This is a genomic window from Sphingobium sp. Ant17 (assembly GCF_000588875.1).
GTDB lineage: Bacteria > Pseudomonadota > Alphaproteobacteria > Sphingomonadales > Sphingomonadaceae > Sphingobium.
On the sequence record NZ_JEMV01000036.1, the window covers coordinates 1 to 16951 of the forward strand.

Below are 16951 nucleotides of genomic sequence, written 5' to 3' on the forward strand. Positions count from 1 at the left end.
CGGCGCGGGTGGTGCCGCCGGAGCAGTAGGCGGCGCAGGGATTTCGTCGGCTGCGCCCCTGGCGTCGGGAGGAGCGGGCGGGTAGGCGGGGGCCTCGCCGGGTAGGGCAGGCGGAAGGTCTCCGTCGCCGCTCGCGCTTTGGGCGTGGCCGGTGTCGGCGGCGCCCGGGACCACCTTGCCTTCCTCGATCGCAGTCACCCGGTCTCCGAGCAGCGTCTGTCCGTCGAGGATCTTCTGGAGATCGCCGCGCAGCTTCACCTCGAGGCTGTCGCCGCGAAGGCCCGCGCCCATGTCGAGATTGGAGGCCTGGGGCGCCTTGGGCGCCTCCTTCTGGCCGCTGGTGCTCGCCGTGTAGAGACCGAGGCAAGCAGTGCGATCGTCGATACGACACCCAGTTGCTTGGCGCGTAACTTCTGGTTGGAACTGAGCTTCGACCACTGCGCCGGCAGATCGAGCAGAGCCGGGCGCGCGGTATTCGCCGTCTCGTTGACGTCCCCACCCTGACGGGCCGACGGGCCAGCCTCTCCCTGAGGTTTCTCTTCGGGCGCTGTCATGGCTGGACACTCCGGCGAACGACGATCAGCCGAGCCGTCTCATTGGGACCCAGCGTCAGTCGGTCGATCGTGATGGCAAAGATGTCGGCCCCGAGCGCCGTATCGAGGAAGTCGCGTTCATCGAGCGTGATCGCGACGCTGGTGCGGACCAGATATTCACTGACCGAAAGCCCGGCGCCCTCGACTTCGAGACGCCGCCGTTCGCTGAGCGACGCCGTGGGAAGGTCGGCAAGGGTGAGCCTGTCGTGGGACGGTGCCACCTCGGAGAACGACGCGGGCACCCGGTCCTGCAGGATCGCAAGCGCAATCCCGACAGCCCGCTCTTCCTCCACTAACGGACCCAGAAGCGCATCATTGGCGCGCGCGCGCTGTGCCCCGCCGGGGACCAGCGTCACGGTCTGGGCCGGAATGTCGGCGGGCTCGGTGTAGAGCGGATAGATTGCGCCGTTGCACGAGACGAAGAATTCGGACGGTGTCGTCACGTAGGTGCGCGTCTTCATGTCGCCTGGCGCCGCGCCCGGATCTTCGGTTTCGAGGACGAGGAACTTGATCCATGCGTCAGATCCACCGCGTTCGACCGCGAGGCCCTTCTCGGCCGAGAATTTGACGTCCTCGATGTCGCCGCCGATGCACACGACATGATTGACGTCGCGATTGGAGAGCCGGATGCGGCTCGTCTGATCGGGCAGTGCCGCGATCGACTGGGCGAATGCGGGAACGCAAGCGGGAAGGGACGCGACGAACGCCCCCGCGAGGCAAGCGAGCCTCGCGCGGTTACCGGACATCGGCACTGAAATTCTCCTCCTGGAGGGCGGTCAGCCAGAAGCGGCCGTTCTCGAGCGCGTAGCGAATGCGCAGATTGCCGCGGAACTTGCGGATGACGCCGCCGATCACACGGACCTTTTCGACGGGCACGAGGATTTCGCTGCCCGTCCATGTGACGGGCTGGTCGCCGCGGATATAGGTCGCGATCGAGAGCGTGGGATTGTTGCCGAGCTCATCGAGCAGCCGATTCAGACTGTCGCGCAGGCCATTATACGCGGTGGGATGCGCGATTCGCAGCAGTTCCTGGAACTGCCGGTCCGCCGAATAAGCGGAATAGGTGCCGGCGAGACCCACGATGTTGAACGTGATCGAGCGGAGATAGCTCTCCGACGGTTTGTTCCCCGTCACATAGAGGTCGCCGTCTGCGCCGAAGGGCACGATCACGGTGCGCGTGTTCTGGTTCGAGGTGTAGATGAGCGTGCCGAGCACCGCGGTGATGCCGAACAAGCCGGCGATCGCCACCTTGAGCAGCCGGTTCTCCTCGAACAGGTTGGCTGATCCCTGCAGATAGCGATGCAGGTGCCAGCTCGGGCGCGTGTCGCCGATCATGTCGGCCGCTGCCTTGCGTCGGAATGGATGTGCCATCTCGCCTACTCGAAGAAGCGGGTCTGGGTCGGACCCGGATAGTTGCGGAAGCGGGCAAGGCCCCATCGCCAGGCCAGGTGCGGGATGAAGCCGCGCGGCTTGGTCCGCTTCCAGGGAATGAAGAGGAGAAGAGCGCCGATGAGCGACCAGCCGATGATTCCGCCGACGATGACCGCGACGAAGATCACGCTCATCACGACGATGAACTCCTGACTGTCGAACCAGAGGATCTGGACCGGCCGGTGCAGGAACTGCGGAAGTCGTTCGTCCACGCCCTTCTCCCTTGCTTCACCACGCTGCTGAGCGTGGTCTTCGGAAGGCGACCATCACCTTCCGTTGCGGTGGACGGGCGCCGGCGGACCGGCCACCCGACCTGTCTTCAGATCAGCATGCCGAAGGTCTGGAGGATCGAATCCGCCTTGATGAGGCAGACCGCCGCCACGATCGTCGGGATGCCGATCATGATGTTCGAAAAGAGCCGCGAGACGCCGAACAGGAAGGCGGCAACGCCGCCCACGAAGCCGAGCGGTCCCTTCACGCCCTGGTTCACGACAATGTCGTAAATGTCGTAACCAAGGTCGCCGGCGGCCGGCGCCTGGAAGGCGTGGGCGACGCTCGTGCCGGCGATCGCGGTCAGAAGGAAAAGGACGGCCGCGTCGATCGTGCGGAACGTCCTTCCCCGAAGCAAAGTCAACATGTTCAGTCTCCTTGTGGTCACCAGAGCCGTCCAGATCATGCTTGCCGGTACCGATCGGTGGTCGTGTCCGGCCGGCGGCTTCGCTGGACGGCCCCTGGAGGCGCGCTGCCGCCGGCATCCCGGTCCTCGCCAGCGCGGCATTCGCCGCGCACGTGCGAGATCCGCCAAAGTCATTCGGGCCGACCCTTCAGGGACTGGGCTTGGGTTTCCGGCTTTCGGTCTCGAGGAACGCTTCGAGTTCGGCCTGCTGGAAGCCCGAAACGAGTTTGCCGTTGACGAAGAGCGTCGGCGTGCCTGAGACGCCCATCTTGCGGACGGTTTCGGCGTCGCGGGCGACCTTCTCGGCGCCGGGACGGCATTTGTGCAGCGTGGCGGGCTGAGCACCGGAGTAGACGGATTTGAAGGCCGCTTGGCTGTCCGGGGAACAGAGGATATGCTCGGCTTTCGCTGCCGCCTGCGGGTGAATACCGCTCACGAAGTAGACGAGGCGCTGGACTGGTTTCCCCTCGGCTTCCTTGGCCAGCCAGAAGCGTTCGAGCGCTTGGCAATAAGGACAGTCGGGATCGGTGAACTCGATGACCTTGGGCGCGCCTGCAGGCCCTATCACAAGGGCCTCTGCGGGATTGATCGCGCTGAGGCGCTTCCTGGCGCTCGCATCCTGCGCCAGCGCTGTCAGGTTGACCCCGTTCTTGTCGTAGATCGCCGCAAAGAGCAGATGCTGGCTCTCCGGCGCGAAATAGATGACTCGTCCACCGGCAATAGCCTGATATATCGGACCACTGACAGGCGCCGGACCGAAGTCCTCGAAGGTCAGATTGGTGAAGGTCTGGCGCAATTGACGCTGAGCCTCCGCGGCGGCCGCCGTGAGCGGCTCGGCGCTGTTCTCTTGCGCATTGGCGGGAGCCGACGCGCAAAGTAGCGCAGCCAGGATCAGTTTACCGCTGCGGGACATCGGAGGACTCCGGACGAACGAGGGAGGTGCGCGCGAAAATTCGCCTGTCGAGAGTGAGCGAGTTTCCGAGCTTGATCGCCGCCGACAGAGGCGCCGGTGTCGCCGCAGGGGGAGGCGGGACAGAGTCGGCCTTTTCGCGGATCGAAAAGCCGGTCTCGCCCTGGACGACCGCGAGTTGGGCGGTACGGGCGCAAGGATAGGCTTCCGCGTCGGGACGATAGCTCTGGCCGCTGGCGGGATTGGCGCCGATGACATGCAGAAGGGCTGCTGCAAGCATGGGCGGGGAGCATGGAAAGTCCATGGCACGCGTCTCCTCATGGCGCCGCAAGGCGCTCGGGTCTGGGGTTTGGATGGTCCGGACGGTGGAGCTGGAGTTAGGTTCTAGACCTCCCCCAATCCGGTGCGTTCACAGCAATGGCGGTCTCGAACGACTGCCGCAATAGGCAGGGCACTGAAGTGCCGAAGCGGCGCAACAAAGAAGAGATAGAGCAGAACGGATCGAATGAAGTCGAGGAATGTCGAGACGATCAGATTTGGCGTAAAGCGGCACTATAATGCCGCTTTTGCCTCCGTTCGTCTTGCAAAAGCACCTGTTCGGGTTCGCGAACGGGTGCCGGCGCACTAGTCAGGCAGGAGAGACAGGCAATGGGTCGAGCACGACGCAGCTTCAAACTCCGGCTTTCATCCGCAGGCCTTGACGTCCTGATCGATTCCCACTGCCATCTGATTCGCGTTACGCGCTCGCTGATCGCCTGGGGAACCACGCTTCACGTGGCGATCGAACATCTGAATACCCTACCACCGAGTATAATTGCCGACCAACTGAAGGAGCCGGAACTTGCCGGCTTTGGTGGAAATGAGGAGCATCATGTCGGGGCGTCGCACCAGCTCTGGAATATCGCCACAAGCATTACCGAACGCGTCCAGGGTCACATGGCGGAAGGCCGGGCGCCGACCCTCGGCATGATCTACATCCTGGCGCTCCGGCAGATCACCACGGCCGACCAGTCGGCGCTGTTGCGCGCGTTTGATCGCGCTCTACAATCGGGAGCCAGAACGCCTGCTATCCGGGATACCCATGATCTTGCTGGATAAATCCCGACAAGTTGGCCGAGGTTCCATATTGACACTAGTGGTAAGTACACCTTAGCGTTCGACCTTACGGAAATGCCTTGGCGGGCGGAATCTCCCGTAAGGAGACGCGGATATGTCGCATTTGATAGCGACTTCCGTTGCTGAAAGTCCGATCCTGTATGTGAAGGTGCAATCGGGGCGGCAAATTGAAGAGGCACGGAAGAAACGGCGCCTGACCCAGCGCGATCTGGCGCGCGAGCTCGGCATGGGTGTGCGTTGGCTTCGTGAAATCGAAGCCGGCAATCCCCGTTCGCGGCTCGATGATCATCTTGTCTGCGCCTACAAACTGGGGCTCTCGACCGGCCACATCCTCATTCCTCTGCTCTTCGCGGGGCAGAAGATGTGCTTTCCACGGCAGTTGGCAATGGGAGACCTCAGCGATCTTGAGCGCATGTGCATCGAGATGATTGCGCAGCGAAATTTGGATCACCTGACCCAGGCTCTCACCCCGGCGTGGGCGAGTCCCCCGGTCCCGGCCGGAGCCGGACTATGATGTCGGCAATGGACCCTCCATTGCAGGAGCGTGTCTATCTCGGGCTTAAGGCCGATTACCTGGCCGGTCAGTTCGTCCCGGGCAAACGGATCGACATTCAGGATCTCGCGAACCGGCATCATTCGAGCAAGACACCGGTTCGTGAGGCCGCCTTCATCCTCGTTGGCGAGGGGCTTTTCACGCATCATTCAGATGGGGGCTTCCTGGTTCCGATCCTTGAGCCGAACGAGCTCATCGAGCTTCTCGCATGGCACTTGCAGTTGTTGATGACGACCCTGTCGAACCTGAAGGAAACAACATTGCGTCGTGCCCTGCAGCAATACTCAACCCTTAGCGAACAACCCTCGTCGGTAAGCACCGCAGTACGGGCAACCGAGATCTTTTCCTCACTGGCTGAGGCAACAGGAAACCGCCAAGCTTCTTTCGAGGTGCGCCGGTTAAACGAACGACTTCACTATAGTCGGATCAGTGAGGCGGCCAAACCGGCCCTTGCCGAAAAGGAGTTGGCAATACTCGCTAGCATGGAGGTTGCGAATTTCCGCAAGGCAACTCGGCGACGCATTGAAGCGTATCATGCGAGGAAAATCGCCAATCAATGGAAAATTATCCAAGATTCTGCGGAGCACTGACAAAGGTAGTTAATTCAAAGTGATAGCGACTCTTCCTCGATCGGCCTTTCACTCGGGTCAAGATCGTGGGGCACAGCAAACGGATATCGCGTCAATTTGGCTGGATATATTCGTCACAAGTGCAGCTTCGACACCGTTAGCGTGGGGCTGCCGCTTTTGTCGCGGCAGATGAAGAGGAGTGTGTCATGGAACGCAACGATGATCGCAACGTCGATGAACTGATCGACCTCGGGTCGGTCACAGAAGAAACCAAGGGCCCCGGCATCGGCGGCAACGACGGCGCTGGCGAGCAGGTCCTGATGGGCCTCACCGACGAATAACCGCAGCGGCGCGCGGGCCTCGGCTCGCGCGCCGAATACCGGAGGAATAGGCGTCATGCCCTATGCTCTTCGAGACGGCCTCACCTTCTGCCGGGTAGGCGAGAGACATCTGTTTCTTGACCTGCATGACGATCGATACTTCGGATTGAGTCTGAAGGCCGATCATCAGTTTGACGCGTTCGTAGCTGACAATGCGGAAGCAGTTGAAGCCCCCTTAACTCTGGGTCGCTTGCTGGCCTGGGAGCCTCTGGCCACCCAGCACTCGACCGGAAATCTTAGCCCCTGTCTGCTTCCCGATCGACCAACTTCAACGGCATTAGATGAGATCCCAACCATCGGACCGAGCATTCACGCCATCGGCATATGGTCCATGCTTAGCAACACGGCGTGGCATTTACGTAGAAAGAACATCAGGGGCCTAATCGACGATCTCCGAGCCAGGAAGACGTCACGACCGAAGTCACCGGAGGGTGGTTGGCGTTGTACACTTCAGACTATCTGGGGCCTCCAAGCAGCTCGGGCTCTGATCACAGCCGAGAATAAATGTTTGCTGCGGTCAATGAGCTTGGCAAGGTATTTGGCAGGCAGAGGGATCGACGCAAAATTAGTTATAGGAGTGAAACTGGCTCCTTTTGGCGCCCACAGTTGGGTGCAGGATAATGATCGTATACTCAACGATCGACACGAGATCGTGAGAATATTTACACCAATCCTAGTTATCTGAATATGAGATATGTTTTACTCCGTAAAATCGATAACGACAAGACTGTCGATCTTAATCGAATCTGTGCTGCATTGAGCCTGGAGCTAGTTTACTCCGGGCGACATGTTGCCGTCTTCGCACATTCGAACTCCCAAATTGTTGAGCTGCCCGGTGGACGTGGAATTGTACTAGGCAAGCTGTACGAGCGCGAAAACTCGCAACCGCTTGTCAGCATGACCGATGCTCAGGCGGAACGCATCCTCGACAGCCATGGGCGCGTTCTGATGTCCGATTTTTGGGGCGGATATGTTGCAATTCTCACAACCCAGGAATTGGATCTCGTTATCCGCGACCCGTCCGGATCGGTGCCCTGCTATTATCTTTCACGACACGATAGTATCTCCCTCTCTTCTGACCCAACCCTTCTAGTTGAGCTTGGTCTGCTCGATCCCGACCTGGATCATTCCTATCTGGTCCAGCACTTACGCGCGATCTCACTACGGCCATCGCAAACGGGATTCCGCGGGCTGGTGGAACTTCTCCGTGGGGAGCGCCTCTTGATTCGACCTGCCTCGGTCGTGCGGGATACGCTTTGGTCGCCTTGGGAGTTTGCGATTCAAGCCAGCAATTATCATGAGCAGGACGGCGAGGCTGAGGAATTGCGCGCTCTCGTAGAAACCTGCGCGCGCAGCCTCACCGCCGGCATGGACCATTTGCTTGTGGATCTGTCGGGAGGCTTGGATTCTTCAATTCTTACAGCAGCCCTAGCCCCAGCAAATCGCGTGACATGTCTGAACTTCCTTACTTCTCAGGCATCGGGGGACGAGATTCATTTCGCTTCGGCGGTCGCGGGCGCATTTGGACTACCAATGGAAACGGTGCAACTTGATGTGGAGGAGGTCGATCTATCGACATCTGCCGCCAGCAGCCTTCCCCGACCGACCACGCGCTCTTTCGTTCAGGCCTGGGATTGCCGGGCGCGTGAGGTCGCCCAGCGGATCGGCGCCGATGGTTATGTAAATGGGGCGGGTGGGGACAATGTATTCTGCTCCCTGCAATCGGTCGCCCCCGTTGCGGACCGACTTCTCGTCTGGCGACATATCGGCGGAGTTCTTCGCTCGGCAGGCGACCTAAGCGAACTCACTGGCTGTTCCGCTCTCACGGCACTGACTCGGGGAATGCGTCGCGCCTGGCGAATGCCGCCGACTTACAGGTGGCTGGCAGATCGAGAATTTCTCCTTGAGCGGGTGGACGAGCCACATATTGATCCCTCACTGCATCCCTGGTTCAACGTACCGGAGGGAGGTCTGCCCGGAAGCGCAGCGCATATCGCGCTGTTACTCCAAATCGAGAACCATCTGGAGAGCTTTTCACGGAAGCCGATGATCTACCCGCTCCTTGCTCAACCAATTGTTGAGTGGTGCCTGAGCAAGCCCAGTTGGCGGTGGTGTCAGGGCGGTCAGAATCGAGTGCTAGCACGAGAGGCGTTTTCAAATATATTGCCGGATGGTGTTGTCCGGCGCCGCGACAAGGGCACCCCCGAGAGTTTCTTGGTTGATCTCTTCGAGGCTAAGAAAACCCAGATTCGGGAGATCGTTGGCGACGGGATGCTCGCCTCCTGGGGAATTATCGATCGCGAGGCTATTCTGCGCGCGATCGATCATGCCGGGCCGGCTCGTGGTCTGACCCATTCGAGAATACTCAGGATCGTGGACGTCGAGGCTTGGATACACTCATGGACTGAGAGGCGCATGTCCAGACAGGGAAAGACACCGCTGCTTTATAGCGCGTAGGCGGCTCCAACGGTCATATTGTTCGCGCTTGGCATCCGCGTTATCTTCTTGTCCGCGGAGCCAGTAGTTGAACCAATCGAGACTTCGCTCGTAGACCGCTAGGCGGTGTGCTGGCTGCCACTTTACATGGCGCTCATCAGGAAAAACATAGAGCTCTACGGGAGAGCCGGACTCACGGAGAGCATTAAAACTTTCCAGGCCCAACAGATACTCATCACTTGGAAGCTGCATCAGCACCGGCGCTTTCACGCGCGATGCGTTCAATGCAAGCGACATTGGGCGCCAGAACGCTTCGTCACGATCGACGGTGCGGGGAAAGCCCCGACTCCGATTGACGCGCGCCCAACGCTCGCCGCCATAGATCATGACCGTGTTGGGGTCGATGCAGCAGGAACTCACAGAGACAGCCGCAAAGGTTCGACTGTTGATCAAAGCAAATTGGGCCGTGGTTGCGCCGTCGCTCAGGCCTGTCAGCCCGATCCTGGCTGGATCTACCACGCCCATGTCGATGACTTTCGCGACCCCAATTTCCAACGATGATAGGAGACTTCGGCGTTCTCTCCATGCGGTCTCATCCTCCCGATTAGCGTCATCCCAATTCCGAATGTTCGGCAGGATGCGGGCGATGAAGTTCGGCTGCTCGAGACTGAGGACCGCAAATCCCGCAGTCGCGAATAGCTGGATTGGGTACTCGTCTCCGGTGCCACCCCGAAGAAATCCGTCACTATGATACTGCACGACGACTAGCGGAAGCTTGCTCTCCCCGTCGTAGCCGGGGGGCAGCACGAGATCTCCCCAGACTTCCAGACCATTCGCGTTTTTCCACCGGAGACGCTGAACCGACCCTAACGCGATCGATTCAAACTCTGGATTGGGATCGAAGAGTACGATGCCCTTGCCCGATTGCAGGTCGATGCTCACCAGCCTGCGTGGCGCTGTCGCACCATCTTTCAGGCACAGCAGGGCCGACGATGAGACCTTGCAGTCCGCCAGAGTGTCGAGCGTCGCGTATAGCGTCTTCGGAGCATCGACACCGTTCCAGAGATAGACAATCGTCTCCTCATTTTTCCATCCGCGACGGACCAGGAACACGAGCGATTTTCTGCTGTCGCTCCAATCGAGGGCGAACACATCCCCGCTGCATTCCTCATATTCGCAGCGCAATGGTTTCCCGTTCGGTGCCGTCGACCATACGACGCTCTCGCTGAACAGGGTATCATCGAGCTTTGCGATCCATGCCCAGCGACCGTTCGGACCAATCGCAACGGAATTCTCCTCGCTTGAACTCAGTGCAGCTTGTCCTTGAGGACGGGTTGCCAAATTCCCAATCGACGGAGCGTTTCCAACCGCGACGGTTTCCGTCACGGTGCGAAGAGGCTCCATCAGGAGTGGCCGATCTCCCTGGTTCGGCATGAACCGATCATCATAGTGGAAGCCGCGCCGTGCTTCATCGGCGCTTCGCGTGTCTCTCTGCGCAAGTTCGGGGCGCGTCTTGAGAACGAGAGACCGGCCATCGGCAGACCAAGCGACGCTTTCAACATCCGAGGCTAGTCCCGTTGCCAGGTGCGACTCTCCAGTCGCGATATCGACTATCCATGCTTCAGTGCGGCGATCCGACCGCTTCAACCAGGCGAGAGCCCGGCCATCCGGCCGCCAGACAGGTCTGTTCTGGGCCGGCATTCCCGAACTGACCACCAATTGGCGGATTGCGAGCGGCGGCTCGGCCAAGAAACCCCGCCACACGTCCATCAAGTGCAGGCCCTTGTCCGCCAGGTCGAGGATGACCAGTCCGTTGCAATAGGTGTTGCTCGCCGGATCTGCACGGCGGACCACAAAGGCAAGCCGGTTGCGGTCTGGCGAAATTGCCATCGGATGATCATACCGAAAGAGGGAACTTTCCGGTGATCCGATATCGCGCAGTTGCACAAGGTCCAAGGCGGTGAGGTTCCGCTTTGGGCCGGCCATATCCTTCTCCGGAAGGAGACCAGGACACCGGTTCGAAGTGGCAGCCATTGCGGACGTCGCTGAAAGCAGGCTCATGACGAGCAAGCTGGTACGAGCGCCCGTAAACGCGCAATCGATGATCATGATTTACCAGCGCTTTGTGATCGAGAGGCTAACGAACCGTCCGACGGCCGAATAATTGGTTGAATCGAACGGTGTTGCGTAGACGAACGTCTTGGCGATCATGTCAGGTTTGTCGTTGAATAGGTTCTGCACCGTGGCGGAGATCTCAAGACTAGGGCCGTCTCGGGATTCACCCATTGCCAGATGGCGAGCGCTCAAATCGACAGTCGTCATCGACGACACGCCGGGGCGGGCTGCCGACCGATTGTCGGTTACGCCTCCGATATAGTTGATGAATAGAGAGCCGCTGGTCGACCTGTTGTCGAATGAAGCCCCGCCGCGCGCTCTGAAGTGTGGCGGATTGAAAATCGTGCCGGCAAGATCGACCATGGGTTGACCGTCCGATAGCCGCTGCTTGCTCTCTATATAGCTGGCGTCGGCGTGAAGCGTGAGCCGCCCGGCCCTCGGTAGCTCGAAGCCGTATCGCCCGGAGAAATCGACGCCCTGGACCTTCTGGCTGCTCGCATTACGGTTCACGCCGTTCACGATCGCGACGACGGTTCCAAGGTCATATGGGCGACCGCTGGCGTTGAAGACCTGATCGGCAGAAGAATAAGTTCCAGCAATCTCCGTGGCGGTTGGATCCAACGCGACCAACGATCCAAATACCGGATTGGTCAATGCATTCGCGGAGGACGGAAACGGCGATACGACGCGGTTGCGATAGTCTACATGGAAATAGCTTATCTCGAGTGACGCATTCGGTATTAATCCGGGATCAAGGCTTGCTGTGGCGGTCCAAGTCGTGGCGCGCTCCGGGCCAATATTCGGATTACCGCCGGTGAGGAAGAGCACAGATGACCCAGCAGGATATGTTGATCCTCCAACTGCGCTAGCGTCATATATTGTTGCATTCCTGAGGGAGTATTGTTGATAGAACTGCGGAGCCTTGAATGAACGCCCCCACGATCCCTTGAGAGAGATGCCGGATATGGGCGAGTAGATCATGCCGATCTTTGGGGTCGTGACATTGCCGATATTATCATAATCCTCATGGCGAGCTGCAAGGTTGACCGTGAGGCGATGCACGAACGCGATGTCTTGGCTGGGGCCGATCAATGGGAAATTCAGCTCGGCGAACGCGTATTTGGCGCCCTGCGATTCATCGATTCCGCGTGGTTGACGCACACGGGTGGAGGTATAGTCGTTGTTGCGATAGCCTACGCCCGATGCGAGGCGGACAGGACCTCCAGGGAGGTCGATGAGTTTTCCCTCGACGCCGAGTTCGACAGACTTGGTCGTGTTATGGTAGGTGCCAGCGATAACCGAAACGACGGACCCGTTCTGGTAGGTCTCGGACCCATAGTCGGTATTGTCCTGAGCATAGACACCCGTCAATGAAACATTCCAGTCATTTGAAACGTCGAACTTGAGGGATGGAGCCAGCGCGAAGGCTTGGGCTTTAAACCAACCTAAACTGCCAAGAACCTTGTAGTCTCTGGTGTTCGTAAATGGAACGTTATATCCGGAATCGCGCCAATTATAGAGGGCATCGACCTTGAACTCGATATTAGGGGCGAGCATTTGATGTCCACTGAGGATCGCATTGTGCCGTTTTATTTCGGGCAGGATGGTCGTATCGCCCCACAGGCTGAAGGTGTAATCTCGCTGGCGGGCGATGACCGGAATTGTCTTCGCGAACTCATAAGCAAGCAGCACTCCTCCGGTCGACCAGCGCTTTCCACCGACCGCTGAATATTGCTGCTGTTCGTTGCCACCGTCGGTCGACGCGCCAAATCTCGCGGAAGTCGAAAGACCATCGAAGTCACGGGACAACACGATATTTGCCACACCGGCGACTGCATCCGATCCATACACTGCGGAAGCACCGTCGGCGACGATCTCGATTCTATCGACCGCCGCAAACGGGATCGTCGAGACGTCGATGCCTTGGAACGCCGAATTATAGGCGAGGCGGTGCCCATTCAGCAGCGTTAATGTCGCATCCTGGCCCAGACCCCTTAAATTGATCGAAGAACCCGAGCCATAGTTCGCGCCATTCCGCTCCGGGACACCCTGGGCCACACCGGGATTCTGGCCGCCGCTGAAATTCTGGGGAATGCTACGGATCGCTTCGTCCACATTGGACATGCCGGCGATACTCATCTCTTCTTGGGAAATCACTATCACAGGTGATGCAGCGGCAGCGCCCCTGATCCTTGATCCTGTCACGACAATATCTGATCCATCCGCCGAGCGATCACCTAGTCCGCTCGACGCCTTCGATCGCCCCCGGATGATGACAACATCCCTTCGGTACTGGGCCGTAAGATCGGAGCCTTCCAGAAGCGCCCGGACAGCTTCATCCGCGCTAAAGCTTCCACGCAGCCGCGGCGCGTGCCTTCCAAGCACCGCCTCGGAGTGGAAGATGATCTCCTTCCCCGACAAGCGGCTCACGGTCTTGAGAGCTTCACCCAGGTCGCCGGCCTCAATGTTGTACTCGATGCGGTGCTGCTCCTGGGCGAATGCGGGAGCGACTGGCACCAGCGTACCGATCGCCACCGCTGCAAGGAGAGCACACCGAAACCGATACCCCATTCGAACCATCTTGTGCCCCCTTCGAAACTCCCGACAATTTGGCGAGATTTTCAGGGAGCATCGCAACAAAACTGCAACCTACGGGGTAAGGGACAAAAAAGTTTTCGGTTATCGCTTCCGGAGCGTGATCTCGTCCGGTTTGGTCCTTTCGACTTCAAGATCGAACAGAGTTGCAAGTCGGTCGGCGACCTGATCGGCATCATTTACCCGGAATCGGCCGCTAACTCGCAACGTCCCGATACTCGGATCGCCCAAACGGATAGCGGTTGTAGAATCCATGTTGGCTTCGGCCACGACCGCAGCGAGGGGCGTGCGCTCATACTCACGCACGGCCGAGATGGCCGGTAGCGGGGCTATAGGCTGAAGCTCGGCTCTTCCCGGCGCGGATCGAAGCACGGTCGGCGTGATAGCCGCGAAGCTGAGGGTCTCGCCCGGTTCAAGACGCGCCACGGCTGTCCGGCCGGTCGTTCCCTTGATAGTGCTGGGGCGTTCGACGTCGACTGCACCGCGCAGCAGCCTAACGGTTACACGCTCATAGCGATCTAGACTGACGTCGAAGATCGTCCCGCGTGCAGTCACGCTTCCTCCACCAGCTAGGACGACAAAGGGGCGCGTCTCATGCGCAACATCAAAGCGGGCACCACCACGTTCGAGTTTCAACTCGCGCCGACCAGTGCTGAAGCTCGTGAGGAGTTCACTGTTGGGATCGAGATCGACCGACGAACCATCTGCGAGCCGCACCGTCTTTCGGGAACCGTTCAGCGTCGCATAGCGCTGGCGCTCGGCCGTTTGATCAACCTTGGGCTGTGCCACCTGGACCGGAGCGTCTCCAGCGCCTGGTAACTCCACCTTTGCGATCCATCCTCCGATACCGACGGTCAGGAGGAGACTGGCTGCGATTGCCACCCATTTCCAAGCGCGGCCGCTCTCTTCATTGTCGTTGGCTTCACCGGTTTGCTCTTCGTCCTGAGCCGCCATGAAGCGCCCCAATGCGAATATCTCGCCAGCTTCGTTGTATGCGCCTCGATGCGATGCCCCGAGGGCGAGCCACTGCTCGAACTGGGGGCGCCACTCCTCGGCATCAGGACCCCGCATCCTGGCGAACCACAGGGATGCCTCACGCATCTGCTGGTCCATCCTCGGCATAGCCTCCGGCATCTCATCTTCAGCCATGGGCATTTCCGATAATCTTGCCAATGCGCACAATGGCCTCCGCCACATGCCACTCCACGGTCCGGATACTGATATCGAGTTGTTCGGCTATCTGCCTATACCCGAGTTCTTCAGCGCGATGTAAAAAAAATACCTCTTTCGTCCTTGGCGGGAGGCGCTCGACAGCCAGTCGATAGCGGTGCCGCATCTCGTTCATTTCCGCGATGGCGTCCGGCCCGGCAATCTCCTCGCCGGCCGAATATACCACGGGATCGAAGGATTGTGCCTTGGTCCAGGCGCGCACGCGATCGGCCAGGAGATGTCGAACAATGCCCTGCAAATAAGCCCCGGGATTGCTCAAGGCGGCGGTGGATCGCGAAGCGACCAACCTCGTGAAAGCCTCCTGCACCAGATCATGCCTGTCCTCCTCGAGCCAGATGCGCCGCTTGAGAAAGGAAAGCAGCTTCGGCGCCTCCCTTCGATAAACGGCTTCGAACTGGCGGTCTTCATAGCGTGCAGACGCACGCGCGCAGATGCCATCATCCCCGTTGCCGCGAAACATTGGTCTACGCGCACGTTTGGAGGGCGAAGCGCGCCAAAGGGCGACGCCAGAAAAGTAGCGAAGACAGCATGACAGGACCACCCAAGGGTGGCGGGCAATAGCGTCCAATGCGTGCGCCCAACCGTCATGGATGGACACGTTGTCATGCCTGGAAGGTTTATCCTGCAGGCGGTCCCCAGCCGTTTCCCGCGCTGCGCGAAAACTCTGCAACGATTTCCAGATGGTTGCAAGGCGCTACAAGAAGGGAACTCCCATTTTCCCATCTGCATCGCCTCATCAGCCCTCGTTCTGCTTGCGCGCTGGCGGAACCGCGACGAGTTCGACCAACCGGTCAAAGAAGCGGTCGAGCAATTCTCTCGCCGCCGGCTCCAGCTCGACAAGGATCCTTCGGCCATCGTTCGGATCGCGTCGGAGTTTGACCAGCCCGCGTTGAGCCAGTCGGTGGACGATCCGTTGCGAATTCCGTTCCGATGCGCTCGATGCTGCTGTTAGAGCGGTCAGCGAACGCGGCTGGCGACTCCTGCAGGTATAGAGATCGAGGAGCATCTCGAATGCGGGAATCGTAAATAAGTCCCGGCCGAACTCATCTGCTCGCAGCCGCTGCACCTGTTCTGCAAAATCGACCATGCTGCACCTGTTTACGGTGGCTGTGATGCGCGAACCCTCCATCATTTCAACTGCTCCCGATCCGACTTGTCGGATGGGCGGGAACCGACGGGAATCATCTTAGGGCGAATGGGCATGACACGCTCCTTTCTCAGGCGAGAAAGAATCTCATGTCTCCACGCGCCATATTGTAAGTTCTTGCCCGTAAATGGCTTCCGGACTGCATTGATCCATTCTGGATGATTATGTGGGGGCCGCTAAATCGGACTCTGAGTTCGAGTGGGGCGTTCATGAAGCAATGCATTGCATCAGCCAAACGCATGCGCGACAATCGCCGTTGGACCGTTCGCGCAGGCGGCTCACGTTGTCCTGTCTGCACCAGATGGTGATTCCTCGCCGTGCTACGCTCGCTTAACGGTGCTCGGTATAGATGCCGCGCTCGATGTGGTTATGGAGCTTACCTTGATCGAGATCGACCAGATCATGTCCGAAATGGCCAGGCGGCGTCCGGTCTTCTGTTCGGAGGCCGATCTCCAGCACGAACTCGCCATGGAGCTGCGCTTGCGCCAACCACACAAGCAGATCCGATTGGAATATCCGCTTGGCGGTGACCTGCGCGGAGCGATCGATGTCCTCCTCCTTGGGGAGCGACCCTTTGCTCTGGAGTTGAAATATCTCTGCAAGGGGCTTGTTGTCGAGGTTAACGGAGAGCGATTTACACTCCGCCAGCAGAGCGCCCATGACATTCGGCGCCATGATGTCTGCAAGGATGTCGCGCGAATGGAGGCCTTTGTTCGCCGGACAAACCACGGCGCTGCCGTTCTGGTCGTTTCAAACGACCCTGCCTATTGGCAACCCCGCCGGCGCACCGATACGGTCGATGCGGCCTTCGATATTGCCGAGGCGAAGGAGCTCGCCGGGACACTCCAATGGGGCGCCAGCGCCGGCGCCGGAACGATCAGGGGACGAGATGTCCCTCTGCAGCTGACTGGCCGGTACCCGCTCGTCTGGCGGGACTATTCTGATCTAGGCGTCATGGCCGGCAGGTTTCGCTACCTGTGGATACCAGTATCGGCTCCGGGGGCCGAGGCTCATTGACGGAGCGTTGATCGGGATAGCGGCGCGAGCGCGTTCGGGAGGGGAGGGAGAGCAGGGTTGCCGGATGATTTCAAGGCTGCTTCAGCCCTGCGATTGCCAGCACTTGCCTGAACCGCCTGTCCGTCCAAGCCGTCGTTGAGACTTCGCTCCGGGACCGAGAGCGGCTGGGCCAATCGCTCGGAT

General features: G+C 59.5%; 18 protein-coding genes and 1 pseudogene. 7 read left to right on the forward strand and 12 right to left on the reverse strand.

Features of this window, described 5'->3' with window-relative positions; genetic code table 11:
- The 7 genes and pseudogenes from BF95_RS30745 to BF95_RS15880 all read right to left on the reverse strand — a co-directional run.
- Positions 1 to 291: pseudogene (locus BF95_RS30745) on the reverse strand (TraB/VirB10 family protein); the annotation flags it as partial.
- A gap of 259 nt (positions 292 to 550) precedes the next feature.
- On the reverse strand, positions 551 to 1339 hold the full coding sequence (locus BF95_RS15855; RefSeq protein ID WP_051520068.1) for a type-F conjugative transfer system secretin TraK: 789 nt from the start codon (positions 1337 to 1339) through the stop codon (positions 551 to 553).
- Positions 1329 to 1928, reverse strand: a complete 600-nt coding sequence (locus BF95_RS15860; protein WP_200866986.1) for a TraE/TraK family type IV conjugative transfer system protein — start codon at positions 1926 to 1928, stop codon at positions 1329 to 1331. The genes BF95_RS15855 and BF95_RS15860 overlap by 11 nt, the downstream gene beginning before the upstream one ends.
- A 41-nt stretch (positions 1929 to 1969) precedes the next feature.
- Complete coding sequence (locus BF95_RS15865) at positions 1970 to 2236, reverse strand: type IV conjugative transfer system protein TraL (protein WP_043152464.1); 267 nt, start codon at positions 2234 to 2236, stop codon at positions 1970 to 1972.
- A gap of 107 nt (positions 2237 to 2343) precedes the next feature.
- Positions 2344 to 2661 carry a hypothetical protein gene (locus tag BF95_RS15870; protein ID WP_043152465.1) on the reverse strand — a complete coding sequence of 106 codons (318 nt, stop codon included), beginning with the start codon at positions 2659 to 2661 and terminating at the stop codon, positions 2344 to 2346.
- A gap of 187 nt (positions 2662 to 2848) precedes the next feature.
- Positions 2849 to 3613, reverse strand: a complete 765-nt coding sequence (locus BF95_RS15875; RefSeq protein WP_043152466.1) for a DsbC family protein — start codon at positions 3611 to 3613, stop codon at positions 2849 to 2851.
- Entirely contained in the window at positions 3597 to 3914 is a 318-nt protein-coding gene (locus tag BF95_RS15880; protein ID WP_161774312.1) for a hypothetical protein, read from the reverse strand. The genes BF95_RS15875 and BF95_RS15880 overlap by 17 nt, the downstream gene beginning before the upstream one ends.
- 344 nt (positions 3915 to 4258) lie before the next feature.
- On the opposite strand from BF95_RS15880, the gene BF95_RS15885 reads away from it, so the two are divergent.
- From BF95_RS15885 to BF95_RS15905, 6 genes are all read left to right on the forward strand, one after another.
- Positions 4259 to 4708, forward strand: a complete 450-nt coding sequence (locus BF95_RS15885; RefSeq protein ID WP_152542760.1) for a hypothetical protein — start codon at positions 4259 to 4261, stop codon at positions 4706 to 4708.
- Between the two features lie 112 nt (positions 4709 to 4820).
- The gene (locus tag BF95_RS15890; RefSeq protein WP_200866987.1) at positions 4821 to 5240 is read left to right on the forward strand and encodes a helix-turn-helix domain-containing protein; all 420 of its coding nucleotides are present in this window, start codon (positions 4821 to 4823) and stop codon (positions 5238 to 5240) included.
- A complete protein-coding gene (locus BF95_RS15895; protein WP_152542762.1) occupies positions 5237 to 5869 on the forward strand; it encodes a GntR family transcriptional regulator in 633 nt (210 codons plus the stop codon). Before BF95_RS15890 ends, BF95_RS15895 begins: the two co-directional genes overlap by 4 nt.
- A gap of 185 nt (positions 5870 to 6054) precedes the next feature.
- Positions 6055 to 6189: a benenodin family lasso peptide gene (locus BF95_RS27435; RefSeq protein ID WP_152542764.1), complete on the forward strand. Its 135-nt coding sequence runs from the start codon at positions 6055 to 6057 to the stop codon at positions 6187 to 6189.
- A 370-nt stretch (positions 6190 to 6559) separates the two neighbouring features.
- Positions 6560 to 6913, forward strand: coding sequence for a lasso peptide biosynthesis B2 protein (locus BF95_RS31130; protein ID WP_405053681.1), 354 nt, complete (start codon positions 6560 to 6562; stop codon positions 6911 to 6913).
- Positions 6914 to 6915: 2 nt separating this feature from the next.
- Positions 6916 to 8685 (forward strand): asparagine synthase-related protein, encoded by a 1770-nt coding sequence (locus BF95_RS15905; protein WP_043152472.1) that lies wholly within the window; start codon positions 6916 to 6918, stop codon positions 8683 to 8685.
- Here the strand turns inward: BF95_RS15905 and BF95_RS15910 are convergent.
- The 5 genes from BF95_RS15910 to BF95_RS15930 all read right to left on the reverse strand — a co-directional run bounded on the left by BF95_RS15910 (position 8626) and on the right by BF95_RS15930 (position 15691).
- Positions 8626 to 10620, reverse strand: coding sequence for an Atxe2 family lasso peptide isopeptidase (locus BF95_RS15910; RefSeq protein ID WP_161774320.1), 1995 nt, complete (start codon positions 10618 to 10620; stop codon positions 8626 to 8628). The genes BF95_RS15905 and BF95_RS15910 overlap by 60 nt on opposite strands.
- A 156-nt stretch (positions 10621 to 10776) precedes the next feature.
- Positions 10777 to 13350 (reverse strand): TonB-dependent receptor, encoded by a 2574-nt coding sequence (locus tag BF95_RS15915; protein ID WP_161774322.1) that lies wholly within the window; start codon positions 13348 to 13350, stop codon positions 10777 to 10779.
- 108 nt (positions 13351 to 13458) lie between these two features.
- On the reverse strand, positions 13459 to 14523 hold the full coding sequence (locus tag BF95_RS15920; RefSeq protein ID WP_043152521.1) for a FecR family protein: 1065 nt from the start codon (positions 14521 to 14523) through the stop codon (positions 13459 to 13461).
- A complete protein-coding gene (locus BF95_RS15925; RefSeq protein WP_043152475.1) occupies positions 14516 to 15064 on the reverse strand; it encodes an RNA polymerase sigma factor in 549 nt (182 codons plus the stop codon). Before BF95_RS15925 ends, BF95_RS15920 begins: the two co-directional genes overlap by 8 nt.
- A gap of 276 nt (positions 15065 to 15340) precedes the next feature.
- Positions 15341 to 15691: a hypothetical protein gene (locus BF95_RS15930; RefSeq protein WP_235209798.1), complete on the reverse strand. Its 351-nt coding sequence runs from the start codon at positions 15689 to 15691 to the stop codon at positions 15341 to 15343.
- Between the two features lie 441 nt (positions 15692 to 16132).
- On the opposite strand from BF95_RS15930, the gene BF95_RS15935 reads away from it, so the two are divergent.
- On the forward strand, positions 16133 to 16768 hold the full coding sequence (locus BF95_RS15935) for a hypothetical protein (protein WP_051520073.1): 636 nt from the start codon (positions 16133 to 16135) through the stop codon (positions 16766 to 16768).
- The last annotated feature ends 183 nt before the right edge of the window (positions 16769 to 16951 follow it).

What these genes read in the sequence shown, in the direction of transcription:
- BF95_RS15855 (WP_051520068.1), bottom strand. Translation starts at nt 1,339, where the DNA reads ATGTCCGGTAACCGCGCGAGGCTCGCTTGCCTCGCGGGGGCGTTCGTC.
- BF95_RS15860 (WP_200866986.1), bottom strand. Translation starts at nt 1,928, where the DNA reads ATGATCGGCGACACGCGCCCGAGCTGGCACCTGCATCGCTATCTGCAG.
- BF95_RS15870 (WP_043152465.1), bottom strand. Translation starts at nt 2,661, where the DNA reads ATGTTGACTTTGCTTCGGGGAAGGACGTTCCGCACGATCGACGCGGCC.
- BF95_RS15875 (WP_043152466.1), bottom strand. Translation starts at nt 3,613, where the DNA reads ATGTCCCGCAGCGGTAAACTGATCCTGGCTGCGCTACTTTGCGCGTCG.
- BF95_RS15880 (WP_161774312.1), bottom strand. Translation starts at nt 3,914, where the DNA reads ATGGACTTTCCATGCTCCCCGCCCATGCTTGCAGCAGCCCTTCTGCAT.
- BF95_RS15885 (WP_152542760.1), top strand. Translation starts at nt 4,259, where the DNA reads ATGGGTCGAGCACGACGCAGCTTCAAACTCCGGCTTTCATCCGCAGGC.
- BF95_RS15890 (WP_200866987.1), top strand. Translation starts at nt 4,821, where the DNA reads ATGTCGCATTTGATAGCGACTTCCGTTGCTGAAAGTCCGATCCTGTAT.
- BF95_RS15895 (WP_152542762.1), top strand. Translation starts at nt 5,237, where the DNA reads ATGATGTCGGCAATGGACCCTCCATTGCAGGAGCGTGTCTATCTCGGG.
- BF95_RS27435 (WP_152542764.1), top strand. Translation starts at nt 6,055, where the DNA reads ATGGAACGCAACGATGATCGCAACGTCGATGAACTGATCGACCTCGGG.
- BF95_RS31130 (WP_405053681.1), top strand. Translation starts at nt 6,560, where the DNA reads ATGCTTAGCAACACGGCGTGGCATTTACGTAGAAAGAACATCAGGGGC.
- BF95_RS15905 (WP_043152472.1), top strand. Translation starts at nt 6,916, where the DNA reads ATGAGATATGTTTTACTCCGTAAAATCGATAACGACAAGACTGTCGAT.
- BF95_RS15915 (WP_161774322.1), bottom strand. Translation starts at nt 13,350, where the DNA reads ATGGGGTATCGGTTTCGGTGTGCTCTCCTTGCAGCGGTGGCGATCGGT.
- BF95_RS15920 (WP_043152521.1), bottom strand. Translation starts at nt 14,523, where the DNA reads ATGGCTGAAGATGAGATGCCGGAGGCTATGCCGAGGATGGACCAGCAG.
- BF95_RS15925 (WP_043152475.1), bottom strand. Translation starts at nt 15,064, where the DNA reads ATGTTTCGCGGCAACGGGGATGATGGCATCTGCGCGCGTGCGTCTGCA.
- BF95_RS15930 (WP_235209798.1), bottom strand. Translation starts at nt 15,691, where the DNA reads ATGGTCGATTTTGCAGAACAGGTGCAGCGGCTGCGAGCAGATGAGTTC.